The organism is Actinobaculum suis, from assembly GCF_900102025.1.
Lineage (GTDB): Bacteria > Actinomycetota > Actinomycetes > Actinomycetales > Actinomycetaceae > Actinobaculum > Actinobaculum suis.
Genome location: NZ_FNAU01000013.1, coordinates 48,733 through 69,677, shown reverse-complemented (window position 1 = coordinate 69,677; position 20,945 = coordinate 48,733). Strand labels below are relative to the sequence as shown.

Below are 20,945 nucleotides of genomic sequence, written 5' to 3'. Positions count from 1 at the left end.
CCAGGCCCCAGACACCTTCGAAAAACACGCGTCAGCTACACTTGACCTTGCAGCATAAACACCACCCCCATGTCCACTTTCCGGGGGTCGGGCCCGTGCACCAATTTTGGTCACGCTCGGATTTGTCAATCCGCTCCGAGTAAATAGGTTCAGCGCCATCAATTCTCTTGAAAATCTCAGACTTATCCCAATCAGGCGACACCTGAAGCATCGTTGTTGTGGACGTATCATCCGCATTTGCGGTAATAAGCCTGCCGTCAGGTAATTGCGCAAACCCAGAAGCAGCACGGATGCCATTAAAATTATCGTAAGATCTTTCGTACGGACCCGTAGCCTTCAAGCTGACGGTAGGCAGAGCGAAGGAAGGCAATTCCCCGCCGTGCCCATTCTGCAAGTCTTCACTCTTCACGAGGTTCATGCGCAAGTAATTTTGGCGATCGCTGGGCACCGTGTACGCCGCCGACGTTTCTACAATTAGAGCCCCGTCCTTGCTGAACGAAATATCGCCGGCATTTGACTCCAGAGATTTACCCGAAGCGGCTTCAATTGTTTCAACACGAGCCTTGCCCACGTATACCGGTCCACTCGGTTCCATCCGGTACGTGTGGAAATACGAATTGCCCTGCCAATCGGTAACACTGGTACCGAAGTAGTACTTCCCATCCTTCGGATTAACCGCACCAGCTGATACGGACTGAGCGCGGTTACCGGTTTGGTTAGTTTCGGGAGCTACCGTTGCGGCGTCCAGCATAAATTCCGGGCCGTAGGGGCTCCAGTAGTCTTCACCCGGGCCGAGGCGATACACCTGGTACGGCCCGACCTGACCACGAGACGACTTCTGGCTGACGCGCAAAGTTGCGTAAAGGGTGCCATCCTCCGCGCTTCCAAGAGCGTTATACTCGATACCTTTTATCTGATACCAGGCGGAAGTGTCGTTATTGGGGCCGCGATCGAACCGGCCTTGGTAGGACCCGTTATAGCCGGGGACCTTTTGACCCCAGGGCCCGCTACTCGGAATATTCTTTGACCTGACGGTTTTCGGGCCGTCCTTGGCGATAGCCGGCAGATAAGGCGCTCCCGGCGAGATAGTGCCGTCCGGAGTCATCCGTAGAACTTCACCGGTAGTGGTTAGCAACAAAACACCCTCTTGACCCCGGTGTTTCGGGGTTTGCGGGAGGAGCTTTTGCTGCAGTAGCTGTGGATGCATGTTCTTCGAAGCTGCCTCCGGAAGGACCGGGGCCGCCGCACTGAGCGGAGCAAAAATGCCGCTCAACGCCGTGAAAACGACAGCGAAGAGCGCTACGACTCGAGCCACCAGTGCTTTCCTCACGGTTCCTCCATTTTTCCGACCTAAGTCCCTACCCGTACAGCAAACCCTTCGGAAGTGAATGCCAGGCATTTAGTCCTAACACCCGAACGGGCCAACAAACAGCTGCCAGAGCCCAACCGCCCAATACCCGCGCGCCCGCACAATCCGGCAGGGCGTGGCGTTTGCACAGTTCTGGCGGGCGAATCGATTTTGCAGGACTCCCCTCCGCGGCCGTCTGACAATATCAAATATTCCCTGCCAACCTTCAAACCGTGACGGGACCAACGTCCCGCTAAAAACATTTCGGTAACAATTTTCGGTGGGGGAAATCCTGGGACTTTCCACCCCTGCCGCCGATTGAGGGGTAAACGAACATTGCACTTTCTTGAGTGTGTGCAATCTCCTAACGTGTGCAAAGTCGCATTTATTTTCCAGGTTTATGTACGTATGCAAAAGCTTTTAGGAATTCCGGCACTGCCTGTTCAGATTGCTGGCGGTAGCTACACGCACCAGCGATAGGAACGCGAAGCATTCCCGGTAAACAAACAAAAAGGCCCGCTGGGTAGGCGCTTCATGCGCCTACCCAGCGGGCCTTGCTTGAGTTCAGTTATCGGAGCTTGCCAGGTGGCAAGCAGGTCCAGGCGGTGCCGTTACCTGCAGGTTCCAGGCGAGCCATTACACCCGCGGGCAACATTGCCTTGGCATCGCGGCAACGCGGCCTTGGCGTAGTGGCCAACACTGCCTTGGCGTAGCGACGTTTATCGCGCCGAGGTTTTACGGTATTACCCGACTATGCGCAGGTAAACCGGGTTGCCCCAGACCGCACGTTCTTGGGTGCCCATGCTTTCGTTCCAGGCCGCGATGTGCATACCGTTACCGGTGTAGATACCCACGTGCCCGGGCCACCACAGCAGATCGCCCGGTTGCGCCTGCGAAGCTGGCACCTGGCGGTAACCGCTCCAGAACTGGTTGACGTGCGAGCCGGTACGGCGCGGCGTCTTAATGCCGAAGTGGTTGTAGACGTAGTACGTGAAGCCCACGCAATCCCAACCGGTTTCCGGCGAATACTTGCCCCACACGTACGGAACCTTGTGGTCAAACTGGCGTGCGAAGGCCACAATCTGCTGGCCCAGCGCGGCGTTCGACGGCGCCGGAGCCGGAGCAGGCTTAGGAGCCGGAGCTGGCTTAGGAGCCGGAGCGGGTGCCGGCCGCGGCGCTGGTGCCGGAGCGGGAGCCGGTGCAGGCTGCGGAGCTGGAGCCGGAGCAGGCGCGGGACGCGGCGCCGGTGAAGGCGCTTGTTCGCGCTGGCGGCGCTGGGTAACTTCCCCAGCCGCCCGGCGTGCTTCTTCTTGCCGGGCTGCCTCTGCCGCATCAGCCCGAGCTTGCGTTTGTGCACGAGCTTCAGCCTCTGCCTGGGCTTGCTGAATGATCGCCTGGCGCTGGGCTTCTGCCTCTGCCCGAGATTGGGCTTCCTTCGCTTCTTGCGCCTGGCGTTCGAGCTCCGCCGTCGTACCCTTTTGCGCGGCGAGCTGCGTAAACAGCTGTTCCCGCTGTTCTTCAATACCTGAAATCGTGGCTTCGAGGCCAGCGGCCGCTTCTTGCGCCTGTGCCAACGCCTCTTCTGCCGAACCGGCCGCTACCGCCTGATCGGCAGCCTTCGCATCAGCATCTGACTGCAAGGTCTGGGCCACATCGCGGGCTGCCTGGTACTTTTGCAACTTGCTCCCAGTGTGCTGGCCGAGCACCTCGAAAGCCCATTGCCGATCGGCTGCATTCTTCAAAGAGTCCGCACCCAAAAGGGCCGTGACTCCACCCAAAGAAGTAGAACCATCGCGATACATGGCGGAAGAAACCGCACCCAGCGCATCCAAAGCATCGTCTGCCTGCGACTGGGCGATATTGGCCTGCTCTTGCGCTTCAATCGCGGCCGTAATCGACTCCGAAAGATCCTGTTGCGCCGCACTGGCTGCCGCTTGCTTCTTCGTTACATCCGTGCGGGCATTTTCAGCCTGTGCACCGAGGCCGGTGAGTTGCGCTTCCAGCCCCGCAATCGAATTTGTTGTTTGCTGTTCCGCAGCCTTTGCTGCCGATATCTGATCATCACTCGCCCCGTTATCAGCCTGTGCTGGCGGGACCAGAGAAATCACCAACGCGGCAGATACCCCAGCCGCCAGGAATTTCCCTTTTCGCAACTCCACAACGCCTCCAAAACTATCTTCTTTCATGCGGTTTGCGGCCCTAGCCCCGCTCCCCGCAGGCGCGTGAACCGGTCCTAGCTCCGGTTCACGCGGTGTGCCTCGGCGTGTTTTACAACGCCGCCCGTAACACAACTGTTATGAAACTACCCCAGATAGGGCAAAAAGGGAACAACATCTCCAAATTCCACACTATTAAATCGGTACACATTGGTCGCACTTAGCACTTTTCGATCAATTTTCCCAGCCGCCTCAGGACCCTCATTTGTCACATCCTCCTTACGGCACTACCCCACGCAATACCGCCCCTCGCGATACCGCCCCCACCTGCGTTCACCGCCCACCGCGCTTACCGCCTCACATACGCTTACTACCCCATGCGCGTGTGCCGCCACACATGTGATAGCTGCCCGACGTGCGCGCACCGCCTAACCTGCGTTCACCGCCTCACGCACATTTTCACGAGCCAGCTGGGCGGGACGCACCTCGAAATCAGCCCGCGAAAACAGCTGGCAGGCACGAGCAGCAGCTATGGCGGCAGGCACCGCGGACAGGCACGGACAGCTGGCGAGGCCTACCGGCAGGGCACGGCAGATTAGCAACCAGCAGGCACTGCCGCATATTTCACATTTTGGACACGCTTGCACAAAATGCGGACGGGTGGGCTATGGTTACTGCCATGCTGTTCGTTATGCGAATGTTCAGCTAGCGCATCCGGCCGCACGGTCTTTCTGCCGTGGAAACTAGAGGCCCGATGCGCTCCCAGCCCTGCTTGGAAGGGTTGGTGGACGCAAACGAACCGGCAAAACCGCTCCACCGGTTACTTCCTTCAAGGTTGGGGTTAGCGGGTGCGTAATAAGAAATAAGTACACGCACCAATTACCGTATTTCAGTAAAACCCAATTTCAGTAAAACCAGTAAAAACAAACATTGTCTGCTAGTAGTGCGCGCATTTTTGCCCGCCTACCACCAGCAATGCAGGCCAATACCCGATTTTTAGATTTTTACGTATTTGGCCTTCCGGCCATCGGGCCGGGTTTCCGAAGGAGAAAATAAAATGGCAGAAAACCACGAGTGGGGATTTGATACCAAGCAGCTACACGCGGGCCTGACGCTCGATACTGATTCGCGTTCCCGGGCGCTTCCTATCTACCAAACCACGAGCTACGTTTTCGAAAGCAATGAACAGGCACGGGGCCGTTTTGCTCTCACCGATGCCGGCCCAATTTATACGCGGATCACGAATCCCACCCAGCAACAAGTAGAAGACCGTATTGCCGCCCTCTACAACGGCGCGGGCGGGCTACTCCTATCTTCCGGTTCGGCCGCTATTTTCTACGCCATCGTGAACGTGGCCACGGCCGGGCACAATATCGTCTCTTCACCTTCTTTGTATGGGGGCACCTACAACCAGTTCAAGCATGTGCTTCCCAGCTTCGGTATTGAAGTGCGGTGGGTGGAAAACCCGGACGATCCGGCCAGCTGGGCAAAAGAAATCGATGAAAACACTCGCGCCTTGTTCGGGGAAACCATCCCGAATCCGCGTCAAGACATCCTCGACGTAGAAGCTGTAGCCCAAGTAGCACACGCCCACGGCGTCCCCCTCATTGTGGATAACACGATTGCCACTCCGGCTAATGGCAACCCCTTCGATTGGGGTGCCGACGTCGTCGCAGATTCGGCCACCAAGTTCCTCGGCGGGCATGGCACCACGATTGCGGGCGTCGTCGTCGAAAAGGGAGATTTCGATTGGCGTAACGGAAAGTTCCCGGGCATTGCCGAACCCGACGAGTCTTACCACGGCCTCGTATTTGCGGACACCGGAGCACCCTTCGTAACCCGCATTCGGGCCACCCTCCTGCGCGATACCGGCGCCGCGATCACGCCGCTGGCCGCCTGGCAGATCGGAATCGGACTGGAAACCCTTTCGCTCCGCGTAGACCGGCACCTAGAAAACACGAAACGGGTGGTAGAGCACCTGGTAGACCATCCGGGCGTGAAGTCGGTGAACTACGCTGGACTAGTTTCCAACCCCTACTACGAACGCGCCCAGAAGTACACGCCGAAGGGGCCGGGCTCCGTGTTCACAATCGATATCGACGGCGGTTTGGAAGAAGCTTCCCGATTTGTGGAAGCGCTGCAACTGTTCTCGAATCTGGCAAATATTGGAGATGCGAAATCGCTGGTGGTGCACCCGGCTTCTACCACGCATTCCCAGCTCAGCGAACAAGAACTGCTCGATATTGGGATCACGCCGGCAACCGTGCGCCTCTCCATCGGCATTGAGGATGTGCGCGACATTATCGCCGATTTGGATCAGGCCCTCGCCGCGATCAAGTAGGCACGCGCCGGCAACTTGCCGGTTACGTTCCGGCAATCTGCTACGCGCTATGTAAAGTGCCGGTGCCGGTGCCGGTGTCGGTGCCGGTAACGCGCCCGGCACGCGCTAAAACCCATAACCGATAACGACGACGCCGCTGGCGCCCGGTCTTCCGGCGCTAGGTACCCGCGGTGGGTGCTGAACCGAGTTGGTTTTGCGGGATGCTACTAATTACCCCCGAGAAGCATCGGAATGCTCCGCACTCAGCCCCACCGCCGGCGGCGCCGCCAAGTACGCACCGCAAACTTTGAATACATACAACCGCAAACCACATTCCGCGTTACCATCAGAATGTATCTGGTAACCGCCGGATTGTATCCAAGGAGTACCGAGGACCGTGAGCGAAGAACACCCGATTTTCTTGGTCGGACACCCTGAACTAGACCCGGTGACGGACGCCGCGCCGATTGGCGATTTTGATACCGGATATCGGCCCGTCCCCCAACCTAATCTTCCCGCTTCCGGAGCGTGGTTTGCGGGCGATGACCCGGGCGAGCGACAATTCGCGCAGCTCGGCCCGCTCGAACTGGAACTGGGCGGGCGCCTGCCGCAAGTAGAACTCGCCTACGAAACTTGGGGCACACTAAACGAGGCCGGCGATAATGCGATCTTGCTGTGCCACGCGCTCACCGGGGACTCTCACGCCACCTCCCGCGATGGTACGAACGGGTGGTGGTACCAGATTGTGGGCCCGGGCCGGGCAATCGATACGAATAAATATTTCGTGGTGTGCCCAAACTGTTTGGGCGGGTGCCAGGGTTCTACCGGGCCGGCTTCCACCGCTCCGGACGGTAAACCTTGGGGCCCGCGTTTCCCGGAAATTACTTTGCGGGATATGGCCGCTGCGGAACATAAACTTGCCCGCCAGCTGGGGATTCGCCGCTGGGCTTTGGTGGCCGGCGCCAGTTTTGGTGGTAACCGGGCCATGGAATGGGCGGCTAGCTATCCGGAAATGGTAGGAGCTTTGGCGGTGTTGGTTTCTGGCCCGGCTACCACCGCGGAACAGATTGCCTACGCCCACTTCCAAAAACTTGCGATCCAGTTAGATCCCAAGTGGCGCGGTGGGAACTATTACGACGCCGGCCCGGATCAGGGTCCGAGTGGCGGGCTGGGCTTGGCCCGCGAGATTGCCCATTTGACTTATCGGTGCGCCGATGAAATGGCGGTGCGTTTTGGCCGCACTCCGCAAGACGGCGAAAATCCGCTTTATGGCGGCCGCTACGCGGTGCAATCCTATTTGGACTATCACGGCCGTAAACTTGCCGCCCGCTTCGACGCCAATTCGTATCTAACCATCACGCAGTCTTTTATCACCCACGATATTGGGCGCGGCCGCGGCGGCACAGACGCGGTAGTGGCCAGCCTCGAAATGCCTTCCCTCGTGGTGGCGGTAGATAGCGACCGGCTTTTCTATCCGGAAGACATGGCCGCCCTAGCCGCAGCCCTGCCCGGCGCCCGGCCACTCCAGACCGTACATTCCGGGCATGGCCACGATGGCTTCCTCATCGAAAACGACCAGGTAAGCAAAATAATCCGCGAGTTTTTGGCCGAGCTTTAGTGGGCGTGCGCCGGCAGGCCCCGTGGCAAATCGCCGTGCGGCCGCACTTGCCCAGCTGGCCGCATTTACCCAGCCGGCTGGGGCCGCCCGCTCCAAGTACCGGCCTCGAATACCACAGGCCCCGGGCGCGGCTAGCACCCGGGGCCTGTTTCGGTTAGGAGTTTAGAAGTGCCAGTGGCGGGTGGGCGCCGTCGCCTCGTAAAGCAAGCGACCCTCCCGGTAGGAGGCCAGCACCGGCGCATGGAACATGAGAGCTTCGCGCCAAGAAGGTGCGTCCAAGAGCAGGAAGTTCGCCGGTTTACCTTCCGCGATCCCGTATTCAGCTTCCGGCACGTGGAGCGTGCGGGCGCCATTGTAAGTAATGAACCGGTAAGAGTTGTCGATCTGCTCCGCCCCCATCATCTGGGTCACGTACAAACCGATCAGCGTAACGTCCCGCAGCGAACCGGTACCGAGCGGATTCCACGGGTCCACAATATCGTCTTGCCCGAAGGAAACATTGATCCCTGCCGCGGTTAGCTCCGGTACCCGGGTCACCCCGCGCCGCTTCGGGTACGTATCAATCCGGCCCTGCAAATGCGTATTGACCATCGGATTGGAAACGAAATTGATTCCGCTCATCCGCAAGAGCCGCAACAATTTCCCAAAGTAGGCATTGTTATAAGAATGCATTGCCGTAGTGTGCGAAGCGGTGACCTTCTCCCCCACCCCGGCCTCATAAGCCAACGTGGCCAAAGTTTCCAAGCCGCGCGAAGCAGGATCGTCAATCTCATCGCAATGTACATCCATGAGCAGGCCGTATTCTTGCGCGAGCGCGAAAGCATACTGGAGAGACGAAACCGAATATTCACGCGTGAACTCATAGTGCGGGATCGCGCCAATCGCATCCGCCCCCAGCTCCGCTGCCTGGCGCAATAATTCCCGCCCGCGCGGATAAGATTCAATACCTTCCTGTGGGAAAGCCACGAGCTGCAAAGTCACCGTGTCGCGCAGCTCTTCACGCAACTCGATCAACGCCCGCAAAGCGGTAAGTTCCGGATCAGTTACGTCCACATGCGAACGAATATATTGCACACCGAATCGCACTTGTTGCCGAATAGCTCGCAAGGCACGTTCTTTCACATCGGCAACGGTGAGCTGCTGCTTGCGCTCCGCCCAAATCTCGATCCCCTCAAACAAAGTGCCCGAAGAATTCGAACGGGGGTCACCTTCCGTCATCGTGGTATCGAGATGCACGTGGGATTCCACAATGGGCGGCAACATTAGCTGCCCGCGCCCGTCATAAACCGTGGTTTCCGGGGCTTGCGCGGTTTCTGCGGTTTGCGAGGTTTGCGTGGCTCCCGCACTTTCCGACGCCGCACTGCCACTTTCCGGCGCGGTACCGTTGCTTGCGGGCGCTGCGTTGTTACCTGCCGGCGCTGCGCTGTTATCTACCCGCGCAGTTTCGCTCCCCGCGGGCGTGATCCGCGCGATTTTGCCCGCGCTCACGAGCACATCGGATAACTCGGTGCGGTTCTCGATCCGCACATTCTTGAATAGCATCTTCGCCATTGTTCTGCTTCTTCCTTGGTGTTTACGGTGCAGGGTGCGTCCCTAGTGTTTACTGCGCGGAGCCAGTTTCCGGGCGCTTGGTGTTCCGGGTGCTTGGTTTTCCGGGTGCTTGGTGTTCCGGGTGCTTGGTGTTTACTTTGCGGGTGTTGCTGCGGCCTGCGCGCTAGTTTCGCTTTGCGCGCGAGTTTCGGCCAGCACGCCGACGCCGTAGATCAGCACGGCCGCAACCACCGCGTTGAGGGAAGCAATCCCGAAGGGGATCAGCCACCCGGCCGCGGCCCCGCCTATTACTCCGGCCACCGGAGCCCAGGCTATATTGCGTTGCGAGCCGGCCGATTCCACAATCGGCAGGGGCTGGCCGGCAGCTTCGGCAACGTTTACGGCGTCGATCACGGCATGGTAGGCACGCCGATGCACCAGGTAATCAGCCACCAGAATCGCTCCGATCGGCGGCAAAGTAGCGTTCAAGAAATTCAGCCACCCCACGAAATTGTTATACAACCACAGGGCGCCAAGCGTGCCGGCCGTGCCCGCAATGAACACGAGGGGCCGCTTGGGCCGCTTCGTAATATTCGCAAACCCCAGCCCGGTGGTGTACAAGGCGTTATTATTCGTGGTCCAAATATTGGCGCCGAGCACGAGCAGCGCGGGAATGGCCAAACCCTGCGCGATCATCACGTAGAAAATATCGTCCTTACCGGTGAAAGCACCACCCACGGCACCGAAGGAAAACATGAGGGTATTGCCGAGCAGGAAAGCGATCACCGTGGTGATCACCGCGGAACGTGCGGTGCGGGCAAAGCGGGCGAAGTTCGGGGTGGCCGAACCGCCCGAAATAAAGGATCCCACTACCATGCCGACGCCGACCATAATCGGCATTCCGCCCGATTCGCCGAAAACTTCAGCCACGCCGCCGGCTTCCACGGTTGCCGTCACCATGGAATACGTACCCAGAATCGTAATCAGGGGTACGGAAATGAAGGAAACGATTTCGATTGCTTTAATGCCGTAATAAGCGCTGGCCGTCATGAGCGCGCCCGCAATTAGCACGATAGGCCACGGGCTGATCCCGAGCAGGTCTGCGGTGGGCATGGCGAACATGGCCACCCCGACCCCGAACCAGCCCATCTGGGTGAAAGCGATCAAGAACGAAGGTAGGTAGGAACCGCGCCGGCCAAAAGCGTGCCGGGCAAGTTCGTCTACGCCCATCCCCGTACGGGCACCCACATAGGCAAGCGCGCCCGTGTAGATCGCAAGGATTACTCCGCCAATGCTGACCGCCGCGAGGAAACCGCCGAGGTCGAGCCCGTTACCGAGCTTCGCTCCCACAGACATCGAAGCGGAAAAGAAAGTAAAGCCGAGCATAACAAAGCCGACGGACCAAAAGGAACGTCGGCTGGAAATAGGAACAGCTCCAAACGAAAAATCATCATCTATTGGCTGGAGCTTAACTTGGGGATCAATGGGCGTTGTGCCGGCCCCATCCCCTGCGCTTGGCACCACTACCGCTGGGGTACTGTGCGCGGCTGGCGTGCTCGCTGCGCTTTGCACGTGCATATTTGCCGTCATCGCCCGGCTCCTTTCTAAATTTTGCTCAAATTGACAGTACGGTAACAGTCATTTCCGGAAGGCCGCAAGGATCAAACCTTATGTGGTCAGTCACGGGACTAGCGCTTTGTGCCGCCACACGCTACCGCTGTTACCCCAGGGCTACCTCGATGAAGACCGCAGCATCACCGGCGGCCCCGCGCCACCACCCCTCGAAACCCGTGCCGCCGCCCCTCGAAACCCGCGCACCTCCCGAAACCCGCGGCGCCGCCCAAAAGCCGTGCCTTGAAGTGCGGCAGGGCCCAAAAAATTATTATTGTGGCCTGCGATAATAAGACCATGACCAGCCGTACTTGGTATCCCGACCCACTCGGCGCCGATTATGAGCAAACTTCCTTACCGCTCGGCTCCGATACCGAAGGCCCAGTGCGTGCCACGCTCATCCGGAAAACCCCGCCGCGCCCGCCCGCGCCCGGTCTCGCGGCGCAAGCCGCGACTGCTGCGCCTGCCCAGGGCGGCGAACCAAATACCGCGCCGCGCTTTGCTTTCTTGGCTGTGCATGGTTGGAATGACTCATTTATTCACACCGAACTCGCCCGCACTATAACCGCCATGCAGGGAGCTTTTTACGCGATTGATCTGCGCAAATATGGGCGCAGCCTAGACCGTTCCCGGCAAACTCCAGGGTATATCGAAAACTTTTCCACTTATTTTGCAGATCTCGACGCCGCCTGGGAAGCCATCGCTGCCGACCTGCGGGAAACTTACGGGATCGAAACGCGCGCGGATTCCGCCGCGCCACTGGCCGCGAATTCCGCCGCACCTTTCCCGCTGTTTTTGTACGGTCATTCCACGGGCGGGCTCACGGCTAGTTTGTATGCCGATGCGCGCCCGGGCTTGCTGGCCGGCGTCGTGCTTAATTCGCCCTGGTTGGAGCTGCAACTTACGCCAGAATTGCAGGCTGTGGCGCGCCCCGCGGTAACCGCTTTGGCTTCACATTGGCCGCGCCAGGCTTTAGACCTTTTCGCTAGTGACTTTTATGCACGGACCGTCACGGCGTGGAAAGCGCCGGGTTTGCCGAGCATCCCCGGCGCGCCCCCGCATACCGATGACCCGTTCTGGACCACCGGTTGGATACCTGATTTCGACACGCGCGTTAGCAACCCGTTCCCGGTACGTCCCGGCTGGTTGCGGGCAGTTTTGCGCGGTCAGGATCGCGTGGCCGCCGGCCTGAATATCGACGCCCCAATTTTGATGCTCACCTCCGCGCGCAGCTATTTCAGCCGCTCCTGGAGCGAAGAAATGCGCAGCGCCGATATTGTGCTCAACGTGGAACAAATGTGGGCCCGCGCCGCAAAACTTGGCCGCGCGGTGAGCATCGTCAAGTTCCCGGGTGCTATTCACGACGTCGTCTTTTCCCGCCGGTCCGTACGCACAGAAGTGTTCCGCACCCTCGGCAGGTTTATCACCGGGGTGCTTGGCGAACAATAGTAATCGCGCTGCGGGCAGCAACAGTAAGCTCACCGTGCTTAGGCGAACTGCCCACGCCCCCGGGTGACCTAGTTCCGCGCAAACTAACCGCATCTAGCGAACTGGTTGTGCAAGGGCGAACTAGCTGAGCGCGAGCGAACTGGCCGCGGGAGAGCTACCCGCGGCGGCGGGCCGTGCTTTTATTCTGGGTCGAGATCGGCGAGGCTACGCCCATCCGCGGTGCGCCACAGATCCCAGCCGTCTACGTTTTCCACTCCGCCGATTTCTTCGGCCGCGGCCGTGGGATCGGTGTAGTTTCCGTGGCCTGCCACCCGGAGCACGCCGGGCCATTCCACATTTGCTTGCAGGTCTATACCGCGGCGGCGGAACACCCAATACACGCGTACCGGCCCGTTTTGAGAAATCCGGGCGAGCCGGGCAATTGCTTTCCGGTTGCGTTCACGGGCCTGTTCGGCAGCCTGTTTGCTATCGGTGAGCGGGATAATACCGAACTTTTCCGCGATCGGGCCTTCCGCGAGCGCCACGTGGTCGGTGGTTCGCCGGGATCTTTCACCCCGGCCTTTGGCTCGCTGCGCCAAATCTGCGATGGTTACCGGTTGGTGCTCCTGGTTTTCCTGGTGCCGCGAAGGTTCCGGCCGCGCCGGGGAACCAACCGTGGGCGGGCGGGAAGGCTCGGAATTGTACCGGGAAGAAGCCGCTTCCGATGCGCTTTCTACCGCGGCGCGGCGCGCCCGCCGCCGGGCACGCGCGATCTCTATATCCGGATCTACATCTACCGTGAAAGTTGCCGCGGCCGGTTCGGGCCCGGCCCGTAAGGGATCCGGAATTGCCCGTTCGTGTTCCGGCAAGCTATCGGTCGGCCGGACCCCGACTTCCGCGGCCGAAGGCGCTACCCACGCGGTTTGCACGAGTTTTGGTGCAGAATGCGCTGAACCGGTTTCCGACTGGGCGGGCGTGACCGGAAGCCGCTCGGGTGAAGACACACTGTGGGCGTCAACAATATTTTGCCGCAGCGGCGGTACCCACGGTTCGGCGCGGGTTTCCGCGCGTGGTTCGGCAGGAATCTCAGCCGGAGTTTCAGCATGAGTTTCGGCCCTGGCCGAGGCCTCCCAGGCCGCGCTTTCCCAGGTGCTTGCCGACGCGGTAGCTGAGGCTTCCCAAGCTGCGCTCTCCCATGTACTCCTCGCCGAACCCGCACCTGAAGAGGATAGCTGCGTCGCCGGCGAGGATAGATCCGCCGCCGGGGAGAGATCCGCAGCCGCGGGTAGATCTGCGGCTAGAGCTGGGTCTGCCGCCGGGGCTGATGCTTCCCAGGCCGCGCTTTCCTGCACGCTTCGTCCCGGACCGGCGGCCCAGGTTTCTTGGCCAGCGTTTTCCCGCGTACTTCTGGCCGCTGCCGTAGCCGCGGCCGAAGCTTTCCAAGCCGCGCTTTCCGGGGTAGTTTTGGCCGCACTTTCGGAAAAGTTTAGAGGTGTGCTTTCGCGCGGAACTTGGCCGGAATATTGGGCAGAAGTTCTAGCCGATGTTCCGCTGTATGTTTCGGCGGGCGTTCCTCCGTATGTTTCGGCAGGCGTCCCTCCGTATGTTTCGGCGGGCGTTCCTCCGTATGTTTCGGCGGGCGTTCCGCTATAAGTTTCAGGGTATGTTTCTCCAGGCATTTCGCTCGCAGTTCCCGCGTATGTTGGAGCGGTCGTTTCAGCCGGAGCATCGGCGGGGGTTTCTGCCGGCGTGCCGGGGTAAGTTTCATCGGGCATTCCCGCGTAAGTCTTAGCCGGTGTACCCACGTACGTCTCCGCCGGCGTTCCGGCGGAAGGTTCCGCCGGTAGTTCCACGTAAACCTCGCGGAGACTTTCGGTGGCGGGCGTGGAAGCGGATTCCCCGATCCCCGGCCGCGCCGCGGCCGCCGGACTGGTCAACGCATACCGGAGGCTCGGGGCTACCGAAACTTCGTCGATATTAACGAGGGCCCGGCCCCCGGCCTCATACACGCTCGCCGCATACACTGCGACGCCGCCGCCCGCGAGCGCGGTAATTGCGTCCCGCACGCTATCGGCCACGCGCAAAGTGATTACAAAAAGTTTCGGCCCGGCACTTGCCACCGGCGGATTAATAGCCCGGAACGCATTCCATTTTCGGGAAAATTCTTCTTCCCCGCCCGGGTACATGCGCACGATTTCTTCGCGGTCTAAATTAGACTGCCGTCCTGAAACCGTGAGTGCGGCCACCAGGCTCTCCGTATCGAGGCTTGGCATTACCGCGACCGTACAAATCTGCCCGGTTGCGTCCAAACAAATCAGGTAGGAAGGTGTTTCTGGATCGCGGGTCCAGGCGATTGCGAAAAGCGGAGAAGGTAGGATTTCTAGAGCGTTTTCGCGCAAAGCCGCCAAAATCGGCCCTACCACGGAATCCGGCAGATCTGTTTGGGGAGCTGCGGGCCGAAGCTCGCCGCCTTCAAACGAAAAGACCGCCATCTATTCTCCTCTCCCGCCCGCCTTTACTATGCATGCCATTCTATGTTGAACAGCGCAGGCGCGGAGGAAAACCTCCCGCCTGCGCTGTCATACATCCCACGCAAAATGCTAGTTTACGCCGTCGCGAACTTGCGCAACCCGGAGCTTACGCCCTCGCAGGTTCACGCTACGGCAGGTTTGCACCGCCGCGAGTGCTTACTGCCCCGGGTTCACACCGGCGCAGCTTCACGCTGCCGCGAGTTTGCACGGCCGCGAGTTTACGCCGTGGCGTCGGTAGCGCCGTTTTGAGCGAGCGAGGATTCGTTGTGGACCGTGGCCCGGCCCGCTTCGAGCCGCGCGATCGGCACTCGGAAGGGCGAGCAGGATACGTAGTCAATCCCACAAGCGTCGAAGAAGTGGATGGACTGCGGGTCCCCACCGTGTTCGCCGCAAACGCCGATCTTGATACCCGGCCGGCCTTCCCGCCCGCGTTCCACGCCGATGCGGACGAGTTCGCCCACACCTTCTTGGTCGATGGTGCCGAAGGGCGATTCTTGGAAAATGCCCTTTTCAATGTAGAGCGGAATGAATTCGTGTTCTACATCGTCGCGGGAGAAACCGAGCGTGGTTTGCGTCAAATCGTTCGTGCCGAAGCTGAAGAATTCGGCTTCGTGGGCGATCTTATCGGCCACGATCGCGGCGCGCGGCAATTCGATCATGGTACCGATTTCGATATCCAGAGCGCCCGTATCCATCGCGTACTGGCGTTCCACTTCCCGCACGATTTCGCGCGCTTGATCTGCCACCAGGTGCAGTTCCTTTTCGGAGCCGACCAGCGGGATCATGATTTCCGGATGCGGGTCCTTACCCTTGAGGCGCAGCTCCGCTGCCGCTTCCGCAACCGCCCGCACCTGGGTATCCACAAACCCGGGAATCTCAATGGAAAGCCGTACCCCGCGCAAGCCGAGCATCGGATTGGCTTCGCTGCGTTCCTGGGCGGCATGCAAAAGCTGCCGCTTGCGTTCCGGTACTTGCTTGCCAAGGGCGTCTGCCACCGCGATTTCTACCGAAAGTTTGGTCAGATCCGGCAAGAATTCGTGTAGCGGTGGGTCGATGAGCCGTACCACCACGGGCAGCCCATCCATGGCTTCGAAAATCCCTAAGAAATCGTTCTTCTGCAGGGGTAATAGCGCAGCCAGTGCGGCCTCTTGCTGTTCGCGGGTTTCGGCAAGGATTACGTGTTCGATCAGTTCGCGCCGCTCCCCGAGGAACATGTGTTCGGTACGTACCAGGCCGATGCCCTGTGCGCCCATCGTCCGTGCCTTGGCCGCATCTTCCGGGTTATCCGCGTTCGCGCGGACCTTCATACGGGAGATTGAATCTGCCTCGGTCAAAATATTGTGCACGGAGTTCACGAGTTCGCGTGCATCGGCGTCGTTCGCCACCTCAAGGGCGGCTTCCAAACCTTGGGTTACGTATACCATCACGGGCGAATCTTCTACCGGTACCGAGCCGGTGAAAACTTCCCCGGTGGTGCCGTCGATGGAAATAACGTCGCCTTCGCGCAAGGTAAGGTGCTTGGACTTTACGAACACGGTGCGCGAGTTTTCGTTAATTACTAGGTCTTCCGCGCCGACGACGGCGGTGCGGCCCATCCCGCGGGCTACCACGGCCGCGTGGGAAGTTTTGCCGCCGCGGGCCGTGAGCACGCCTTGGGCGGCCACCATGCCTTCGAGGTCATCCGGATTGGTTTCCCGGCGCACCAGGATTACGTCTTCGCCTTCGGCGGCGCGCCGCGTAGCCGAAGCATTATCGAAAACGATCTTGCCCACGGCTGCGCCCGGCGAAGCAGGTGTGCCTACGGTTACCGGTTCTTCCACATTTTCGCGGCGGAACTGGGGGAAGAGCAGCGAAGTGAGCTGTTCGCCCGTAACCCGGGTAACAGCTTCGCGCTTATCGATCAGGCCTTCTTCTACCAGTTGGCCCGCCACGCGGAAAGCGGCGGCCGGGGTACGCTTACCAACTCTGGTTTGAAGCATCCAGAGCTTACCTTCTTCGATCGTGAACTCGATATCGCACAGATCCCGGTAGTGGTTTTCCAGGCGTTGCATAATATCGACGAGCTGATCGTAAGCCGGCTTATTGAAGTCTTGTAGTTCGGCCAGGGGCTGGGTATTGCGAATACCGGCAACAACGTCTTCCCCTTGGGCATTGGGCAGGAAATCGCCGTACACGCCGGAATGACCGGTGGAAGGATCACGGGTGAAGCACACACCGGTAGCAGAAGTTTCACCCAGGTTGCCGAAGACCATGGTTTGGATGTTTACGGCCGTGCCCAAATCATCTGGAATGTGTTCGCGGCGGCGGTAGATCCGGGCCCGTTCCGTATTCCAGGAACGGAACACGGCCGTAATGGCCAGGTTCATTTGCGACCGCGGATTTTGCGGGAAGTTACGCCCGGTGGTACGCCGCACGATGCCCTTGAAAATCGAGGTGATTTCGCGCAGATCGTCCGTGGTCATATCCAGATCCCCGGAATAGCCGTGAGCGTGCTGCAAATCAGAAAGGGCTTGGGAGAATAGTTCGCCGTCGATATCGAGCACGGTCTTACCAAACATTTGGATCAGGCGTCGGTAGGAATCCCAAGCGAAACGCTCATCTCCGGACTGTTTGGCCAAGCCCCGCACGGATTCATCGGTAAGACCAATATTGAGCACGGTATCCATCATGCCGGGCATGGAGAATTTGGCGCCCGAACGTACGGAGAAGAGGAGCGGATCGTCCGGGTCGCCAAGTTTGCGGCCCATCTGCTCTTCAATTGCGGTGAGGTATTCCGTCACCTGTTCCGCCAGCTCATGCGGTTCCAACCCGTTTTCCAGGTAGTACCGGCAAGCCTCCGTAGTAATCGTAAACCCGGGAGGCACGGGCATTCCCAACCCGACCATTTCCGCAAGGTTCGCACCTTTTCCACCGAGGAGGTCCTTCATGTCCTTGTTCCCCTCAGTGAAAGAGTAAATGTACTTAGTCATTCCCGCCTCCACTTTCAGCAACATCCTTATTGCCTTCTGCAATTTTTGGTTTGGAGCGCTACGTGCGCCGTGGCGTTACCACCGTCTCTCAGGCTAGCACCGAAGTGGCGAAAAACACCCCCTCTTTTTCGTTTCAAGTAATCCACTTGAATGGGATCTTTTTGGCCGTGCACGCTCGGGATTTTCCGAACTTCCTGTAAGACTCCCGGAAAGACTTCCCGCGGCGCAAATGCTGCACCGGTGCCGCCACCCTAAGCTGTGACCGCACCGCGCAGGCGCCGCACTAGTACCGCGCAGGTACACCCGGCACCGCACAGGCACCGCTAGCTTGCGGCGTCAGCGCTAGCTTGCGGCGTCAGCGCTAGCTTGCGGCGTCAGCGCTAGCTTGCGGCGTCAGCGCTAGCTTGCGGCGTCAGCGCTAGCTTGCGGCGTCAGCACCGCGGGAAGTCCCGTTTTTTGGAACAAATCGCACCGTAGTCACCAATAGCGAGAGACTCTACACCAAGAAATGGACTCTAGTGCAAACCTACGATTTCGCCTTCAGCGGTCACGTCTACATCCGCGGCCGAAGGACGTTTGGGCAGGCCAGGCATGAGCATTACGGATCCTGCGATTACGACAACGAAGCCGCCGCCGGTAGAAAGCCGGACTTCGCGGACGGGAATTTTGAAGTCAGTAGGCGCGCCGAGCACGTTCGGATCGGCCGTCAAGCTCGCCGGGGTTTTGGCGATGCATACCGGCCAGGAACCATAACCGCTGGCTTGCAAGCGGTCGAGTTCTCTTTGTGCGGCCCGCGTGAAGGTAGCACCATCTCCGCCGTAAATCTTACGGACCACGGCGTCGATCTTTTCTTCCAGCGTGGCTTCGGCGGCGTAGGTAAAGGTAGGCGTGGAGGGGTTTTCTGCTGCTTCTACCACGGCTTCGGCCAAAGCGACCGCTCCCTTGCCGCCGTGGGTGAAGTGTTCGGCCGCTACCGATTTGACGCCGAGCTGCGCCGTCGTCTCCGCGATAACAGCCATTTCCGCTTCCGTATCGGCACTGAAACGGTTGATCGCGACCACCACGTTGAGCCCCAAAACGTTACGCAGAATCTGAATGTGGCGGCGCAGGTTGGCGAGCCCGCGGCGCACGGCCTCCACGTTTTCGGTTTCGAGGTCCGCGAGCGCCACCCCGCCGTGGTATTTGAGGGCGCGCACGGTAGCCACGCACACGGCGGCGGCCGGGCGCAGCCCAGTTTCGCGGCACTTGATGTCCATGAATTTTTCGGCGCCGAGGTCTGCCCCGAAACCTGCTTCGGTTACCGCGTAATCGGCAGTGGCCAGGGCGGCTCGCGTGGCCATCACGGAATTGCAGCCGTGCGCAATATTTGCGAAAGGCCCGCCGTGCACAAACGCGGGGGTACCTTCCATGGTTTGTACGAGGTTCGGGGAGAATGCTTCTACGAGTAGGGCGAGCATCGCGCCCGTTGCCTGCAGCGTATCTGCGGTTACGGGGTTGCCGGAACGGTCTGCTCCGACGACGATTCCCCCGATGCGGCGGCGCAGATCGGCCAGGTCAGAAGCCATGCAGAAGGCGGCCATGACTTCCGAGGCAGCGGTGATATCGAAACCGGTTTCGCGCGGGATGCCGCCGGTGCGCCCGCCCAAGCCGGTCACTACTTGGCGCAGGGTGCGGTCGTTGACGTCTAGGGCCCGGCGTACATTGAGCGTGCGCGGATCTAGATCGTGCGTACCAAAATGGGCCGCGTTTTCGGTAATAGCGGCCAGCAGGTTCTGGGCCGCGGCAATAGCCGCAAAGTCCCCGTTGAAATGCAGATTAATCTGCGTGGCGGGTACAACTTGGGATTTTCCGCCCCCAATAGCACCACCCTTAATCCCGAACACGGGGCCCAGGGATGGTTCACGCAAAGCAAGCGCGGCGCTCTTGCCGATCTGCCGCAACCCATCGGCAAGGCCAATGGACGTGGTGGTTTTCCCCTCTCCGGGCGGAGTGGGATTCACAGCCGTAACCAAGATCAGTTTGCCGCGCGGCTGCGCGGACTCCACCCAAGTTCTATCGACTTTGGCGCGCCCGCGCCCATATGGCAGAAAAGCTTCTTCGGGCACGCCTGCCTGGCGCGCCACTTCTGCGATTGGCATGATGACATTCATGCCGAGATTGTAGATGAGGCCAAGGGTTCCTGCGTCTCTGGCTCAGCTTGCAGACGGGTTGGTGGCCGGTTCGTTGACGACAGCCGATCCTTTGGTGACGGATTTGCTGACGGCGGCGTACTCATGCGCAGCGGCGAGACGTATGAACACGAAAGCCCCAATGCCGCTAAGCACCGCCGCTGTGGGTGAGGCGATCCCCGTTACCAAGAAGAACAACGCGGTTAGGAGCCACGCGCCGATCGGGTCGCCCGGGCGATCGATGGCAATCCACCAGTTAGCCTGATACATCTGTATCACAATGTAGAGCACGAAAAGTACCACGGCGATAACGGCCAGCGCCTTCGCCAAAGAACGATATGTAGATGGCTTATTCATAGAGACCTCTCCCGTCTTTACATATGCAATTAAGCTCACTTGCCCGGTTCCCGAGCTCTGTAAAGAGTAGCGAATCTGCCTCGCCGTATTCTTTTTGAAGAACTTCGCGAATCTCTTTAGGATAACTTTTTTCTAATGCGCGCTTTACCTCATCGGTTATCCCGACGTCCATTGGTGCTTCGTAATAGGCATAGTCGAAGACCATCCCAGCAACATCGGCCAAGCAATCCATTTCCGAACCATCAATGGCCGCTTTATCGAAGGACTCGCCGAACGGTTTCAGCTTCCTAGCATCACCCAAAGCCGGAAACGCATTGGAAAGTTCTCCAGACAGTCGCTCTGTCGTCAGTAGATACCAACCGTCAGAGTGAAAGAGAACTTTCTTATCATCATCCAACGCCCACTGGATTCCTGACTCAGAAAGGGCAATAGCATCATCTGTTTGCCTGAAAACATACAATAACCGGCCACTCTCATCAAAGCAGTCAAAGCCCACAATAGGACCCCGAACACCAAGTTCCGACTCCACCTTCAAAAAGCCCGCACATTCACGAGTGTCTTCAACATATGAATACAACGCCTCCGAATCGACAGACTCCTGCCGCATACAGCCTGTAGCAAAAACCAAGATCGCGGAAATTGCGATAACCGCAAAGTACCACGCTTGACCATCCCCGAACTCGACACCCCTTCTCATTGCCCTACTGCCACTGGACTGTAACGCCGGCTGGCACGTGAATTGACCGCACCTTCACTTTCTTATTCGCAAGCACATTTCCCCAAGGAACACTTGCACTACCACTTTTACCAATCCCCGCCCCATACCAGACGGCCTTTCCCGCAGAATTGAACCCCTGGACCTGAACCGTTGCGCTGGAACTAGATGTCCAATGGACATTCCAGCTAAAA

The 20,945-nt window shown here is 59.4% G+C and carries 12 protein-coding genes; 3 read left to right on the top strand and 9 right to left on the bottom strand.

Annotated elements, in window-relative coordinates; translation table 11 throughout:
- Positions 1–31: 31 nt before the first annotated feature.
- Both BLT47_RS07385 and BLT47_RS07380 read right to left on the bottom strand, forming a co-directional pair.
- The gene (locus tag BLT47_RS07385) at positions 32–1,330 is read right to left on the bottom strand and encodes a hypothetical protein (protein ID WP_143021812.1); all 1,299 of its coding nucleotides are present in this window, start codon (positions 1,328–1,330) and stop codon (positions 32–34) included.
- Between the two features lie 761 nt (positions 1,331–2,091).
- Positions 2,092–3,507 (bottom strand): C40 family peptidase, encoded by a 1,416-nt coding sequence (locus BLT47_RS07380; protein ID WP_074663357.1) that lies wholly within the window; start codon positions 3,505–3,507, stop codon positions 2,092–2,094.
- A gap of 1,054 nt (positions 3,508–4,561) precedes the next feature.
- Between BLT47_RS07380 and BLT47_RS07375 the strand changes: the two genes are divergently transcribed.
- On the top strand, positions 4,562–5,845 hold the full coding sequence (locus tag BLT47_RS07375) for an O-acetylhomoserine aminocarboxypropyltransferase/cysteine synthase family protein (RefSeq protein WP_074663311.1): 1,284 nt from the start codon (positions 4,562–4,564) through the stop codon (positions 5,843–5,845).
- A gap of 445 nt (positions 5,846–6,290) precedes the next feature.
- Entirely contained in the window at positions 6,291–7,442 is a 1,152-nt protein-coding gene (gene metX / locus BLT47_RS07370; protein ID WP_197077845.1) for a homoserine O-acetyltransferase MetX, read from the top strand.
- A 162-nt stretch (positions 7,443–7,604) separates the two neighbouring features.
- On the opposite strand, the gene codA is transcribed toward metX, so the two are convergent.
- Positions 7,605–8,993, bottom strand: coding sequence for a cytosine deaminase (gene codA / locus BLT47_RS07365; protein WP_074663308.1), 1,389 nt, complete (start codon positions 8,991–8,993; stop codon positions 7,605–7,607).
- A 132-nt stretch (positions 8,994–9,125) separates the two neighbouring features.
- The gene (codB, locus tag BLT47_RS07360) at positions 9,126–10,562 is read right to left on the bottom strand and encodes a cytosine permease (RefSeq protein WP_218122560.1); all 1,437 of its coding nucleotides are present in this window, start codon (positions 10,560–10,562) and stop codon (positions 9,126–9,128) included.
- 264 nt (positions 10,563–10,826) lie between these two features.
- On the opposite strand from codB, the gene BLT47_RS07355 reads away from it, so the two are divergent.
- Positions 10,827–12,032, top strand: coding sequence for an alpha/beta hydrolase (locus BLT47_RS07355; protein ID WP_256332580.1), 1,206 nt, complete (start codon positions 10,827–10,829; stop codon positions 12,030–12,032).
- 179 nt (positions 12,033–12,211) lie between these two features.
- Here BLT47_RS07355 and BLT47_RS07350 read toward each other — a convergent pair whose 3' ends face one another.
- The 5 genes from BLT47_RS07350 to BLT47_RS07330 form a co-directional block, all read right to left on the bottom strand.
- Entirely contained in the window at positions 12,212–14,503 is a 2,292-nt protein-coding gene (locus BLT47_RS07350) for a hypothetical protein (RefSeq protein WP_074663301.1), read from the bottom strand.
- Between the two features lie 257 nt (positions 14,504–14,760).
- On the bottom strand, positions 14,761–17,511 hold the full coding sequence (gene ppdK / locus BLT47_RS07345) for a pyruvate, phosphate dikinase (protein WP_074663348.1): 2,751 nt from the start codon (positions 17,509–17,511) through the stop codon (positions 14,761–14,763).
- 515 nt (positions 17,512–18,026) lie between these two features.
- Positions 18,027–19,661, bottom strand: coding sequence for a formate--tetrahydrofolate ligase (locus tag BLT47_RS07340; protein ID WP_074663298.1), 1,635 nt, complete (start codon positions 19,659–19,661; stop codon positions 18,027–18,029).
- Positions 19,662–19,703: 42 nt separating this feature from the next.
- Positions 19,704–20,036, bottom strand: a complete 333-nt coding sequence (locus tag BLT47_RS07335) for a hypothetical protein (RefSeq protein WP_049620169.1) — start codon at positions 20,034–20,036, stop codon at positions 19,704–19,706.
- Complete coding sequence (locus tag BLT47_RS07330) at positions 20,029–20,733, bottom strand: hypothetical protein (protein ID WP_074663295.1); 705 nt, start codon at positions 20,731–20,733, stop codon at positions 20,029–20,031. The genes BLT47_RS07335 and BLT47_RS07330 overlap by 8 nt, the downstream gene beginning before the upstream one ends.
- Between the last annotated feature and the right edge of the window lie 212 nt (positions 20,734–20,945).

What these genes read in the sequence shown, in the direction of transcription:
- BLT47_RS07375 (WP_074663311.1), top strand. Translation starts at nt 4,562, where the DNA reads ATGGCAGAAAACCACGAGTGGGGATTTGATACCAAGCAGCTACACGCG.
- BLT47_RS07350 (WP_074663301.1), bottom strand. Translation starts at nt 14,503, where the DNA reads ATGGCGGTCTTTTCGTTTGAAGGCGGCGAGCTTCGGCCCGCAGCTCCC.
- codB (WP_218122560.1), bottom strand. Translation starts at nt 10,562, where the DNA reads ATGACGGCAAATATGCACGTGCAAAGCGCAGCGAGCACGCCAGCCGCG.
- BLT47_RS07335 (WP_049620169.1), bottom strand. Translation starts at nt 20,036, where the DNA reads ATGAATAAGCCATCTACATATCGTTCTTTGGCGAAGGCGCTGGCCGTT.
- codA (WP_074663308.1), bottom strand. Translation starts at nt 8,993, where the DNA reads ATGGCGAAGATGCTATTCAAGAATGTGCGGATCGAGAACCGCACCGAG.
- ppdK (WP_074663348.1), bottom strand. Translation starts at nt 17,511, where the DNA reads ATGACTAAGTACATTTACTCTTTCACTGAGGGGAACAAGGACATGAAG.
- BLT47_RS07330 (WP_074663295.1), bottom strand. Translation starts at nt 20,733, where the DNA reads ATGAGAAGGGGTGTCGAGTTCGGGGATGGTCAAGCGTGGTACTTTGCG.
- BLT47_RS07340 (WP_074663298.1), bottom strand. Translation starts at nt 19,661, where the DNA reads ATGAATGTCATCATGCCAATCGCAGAAGTGGCGCGCCAGGCAGGCGTG.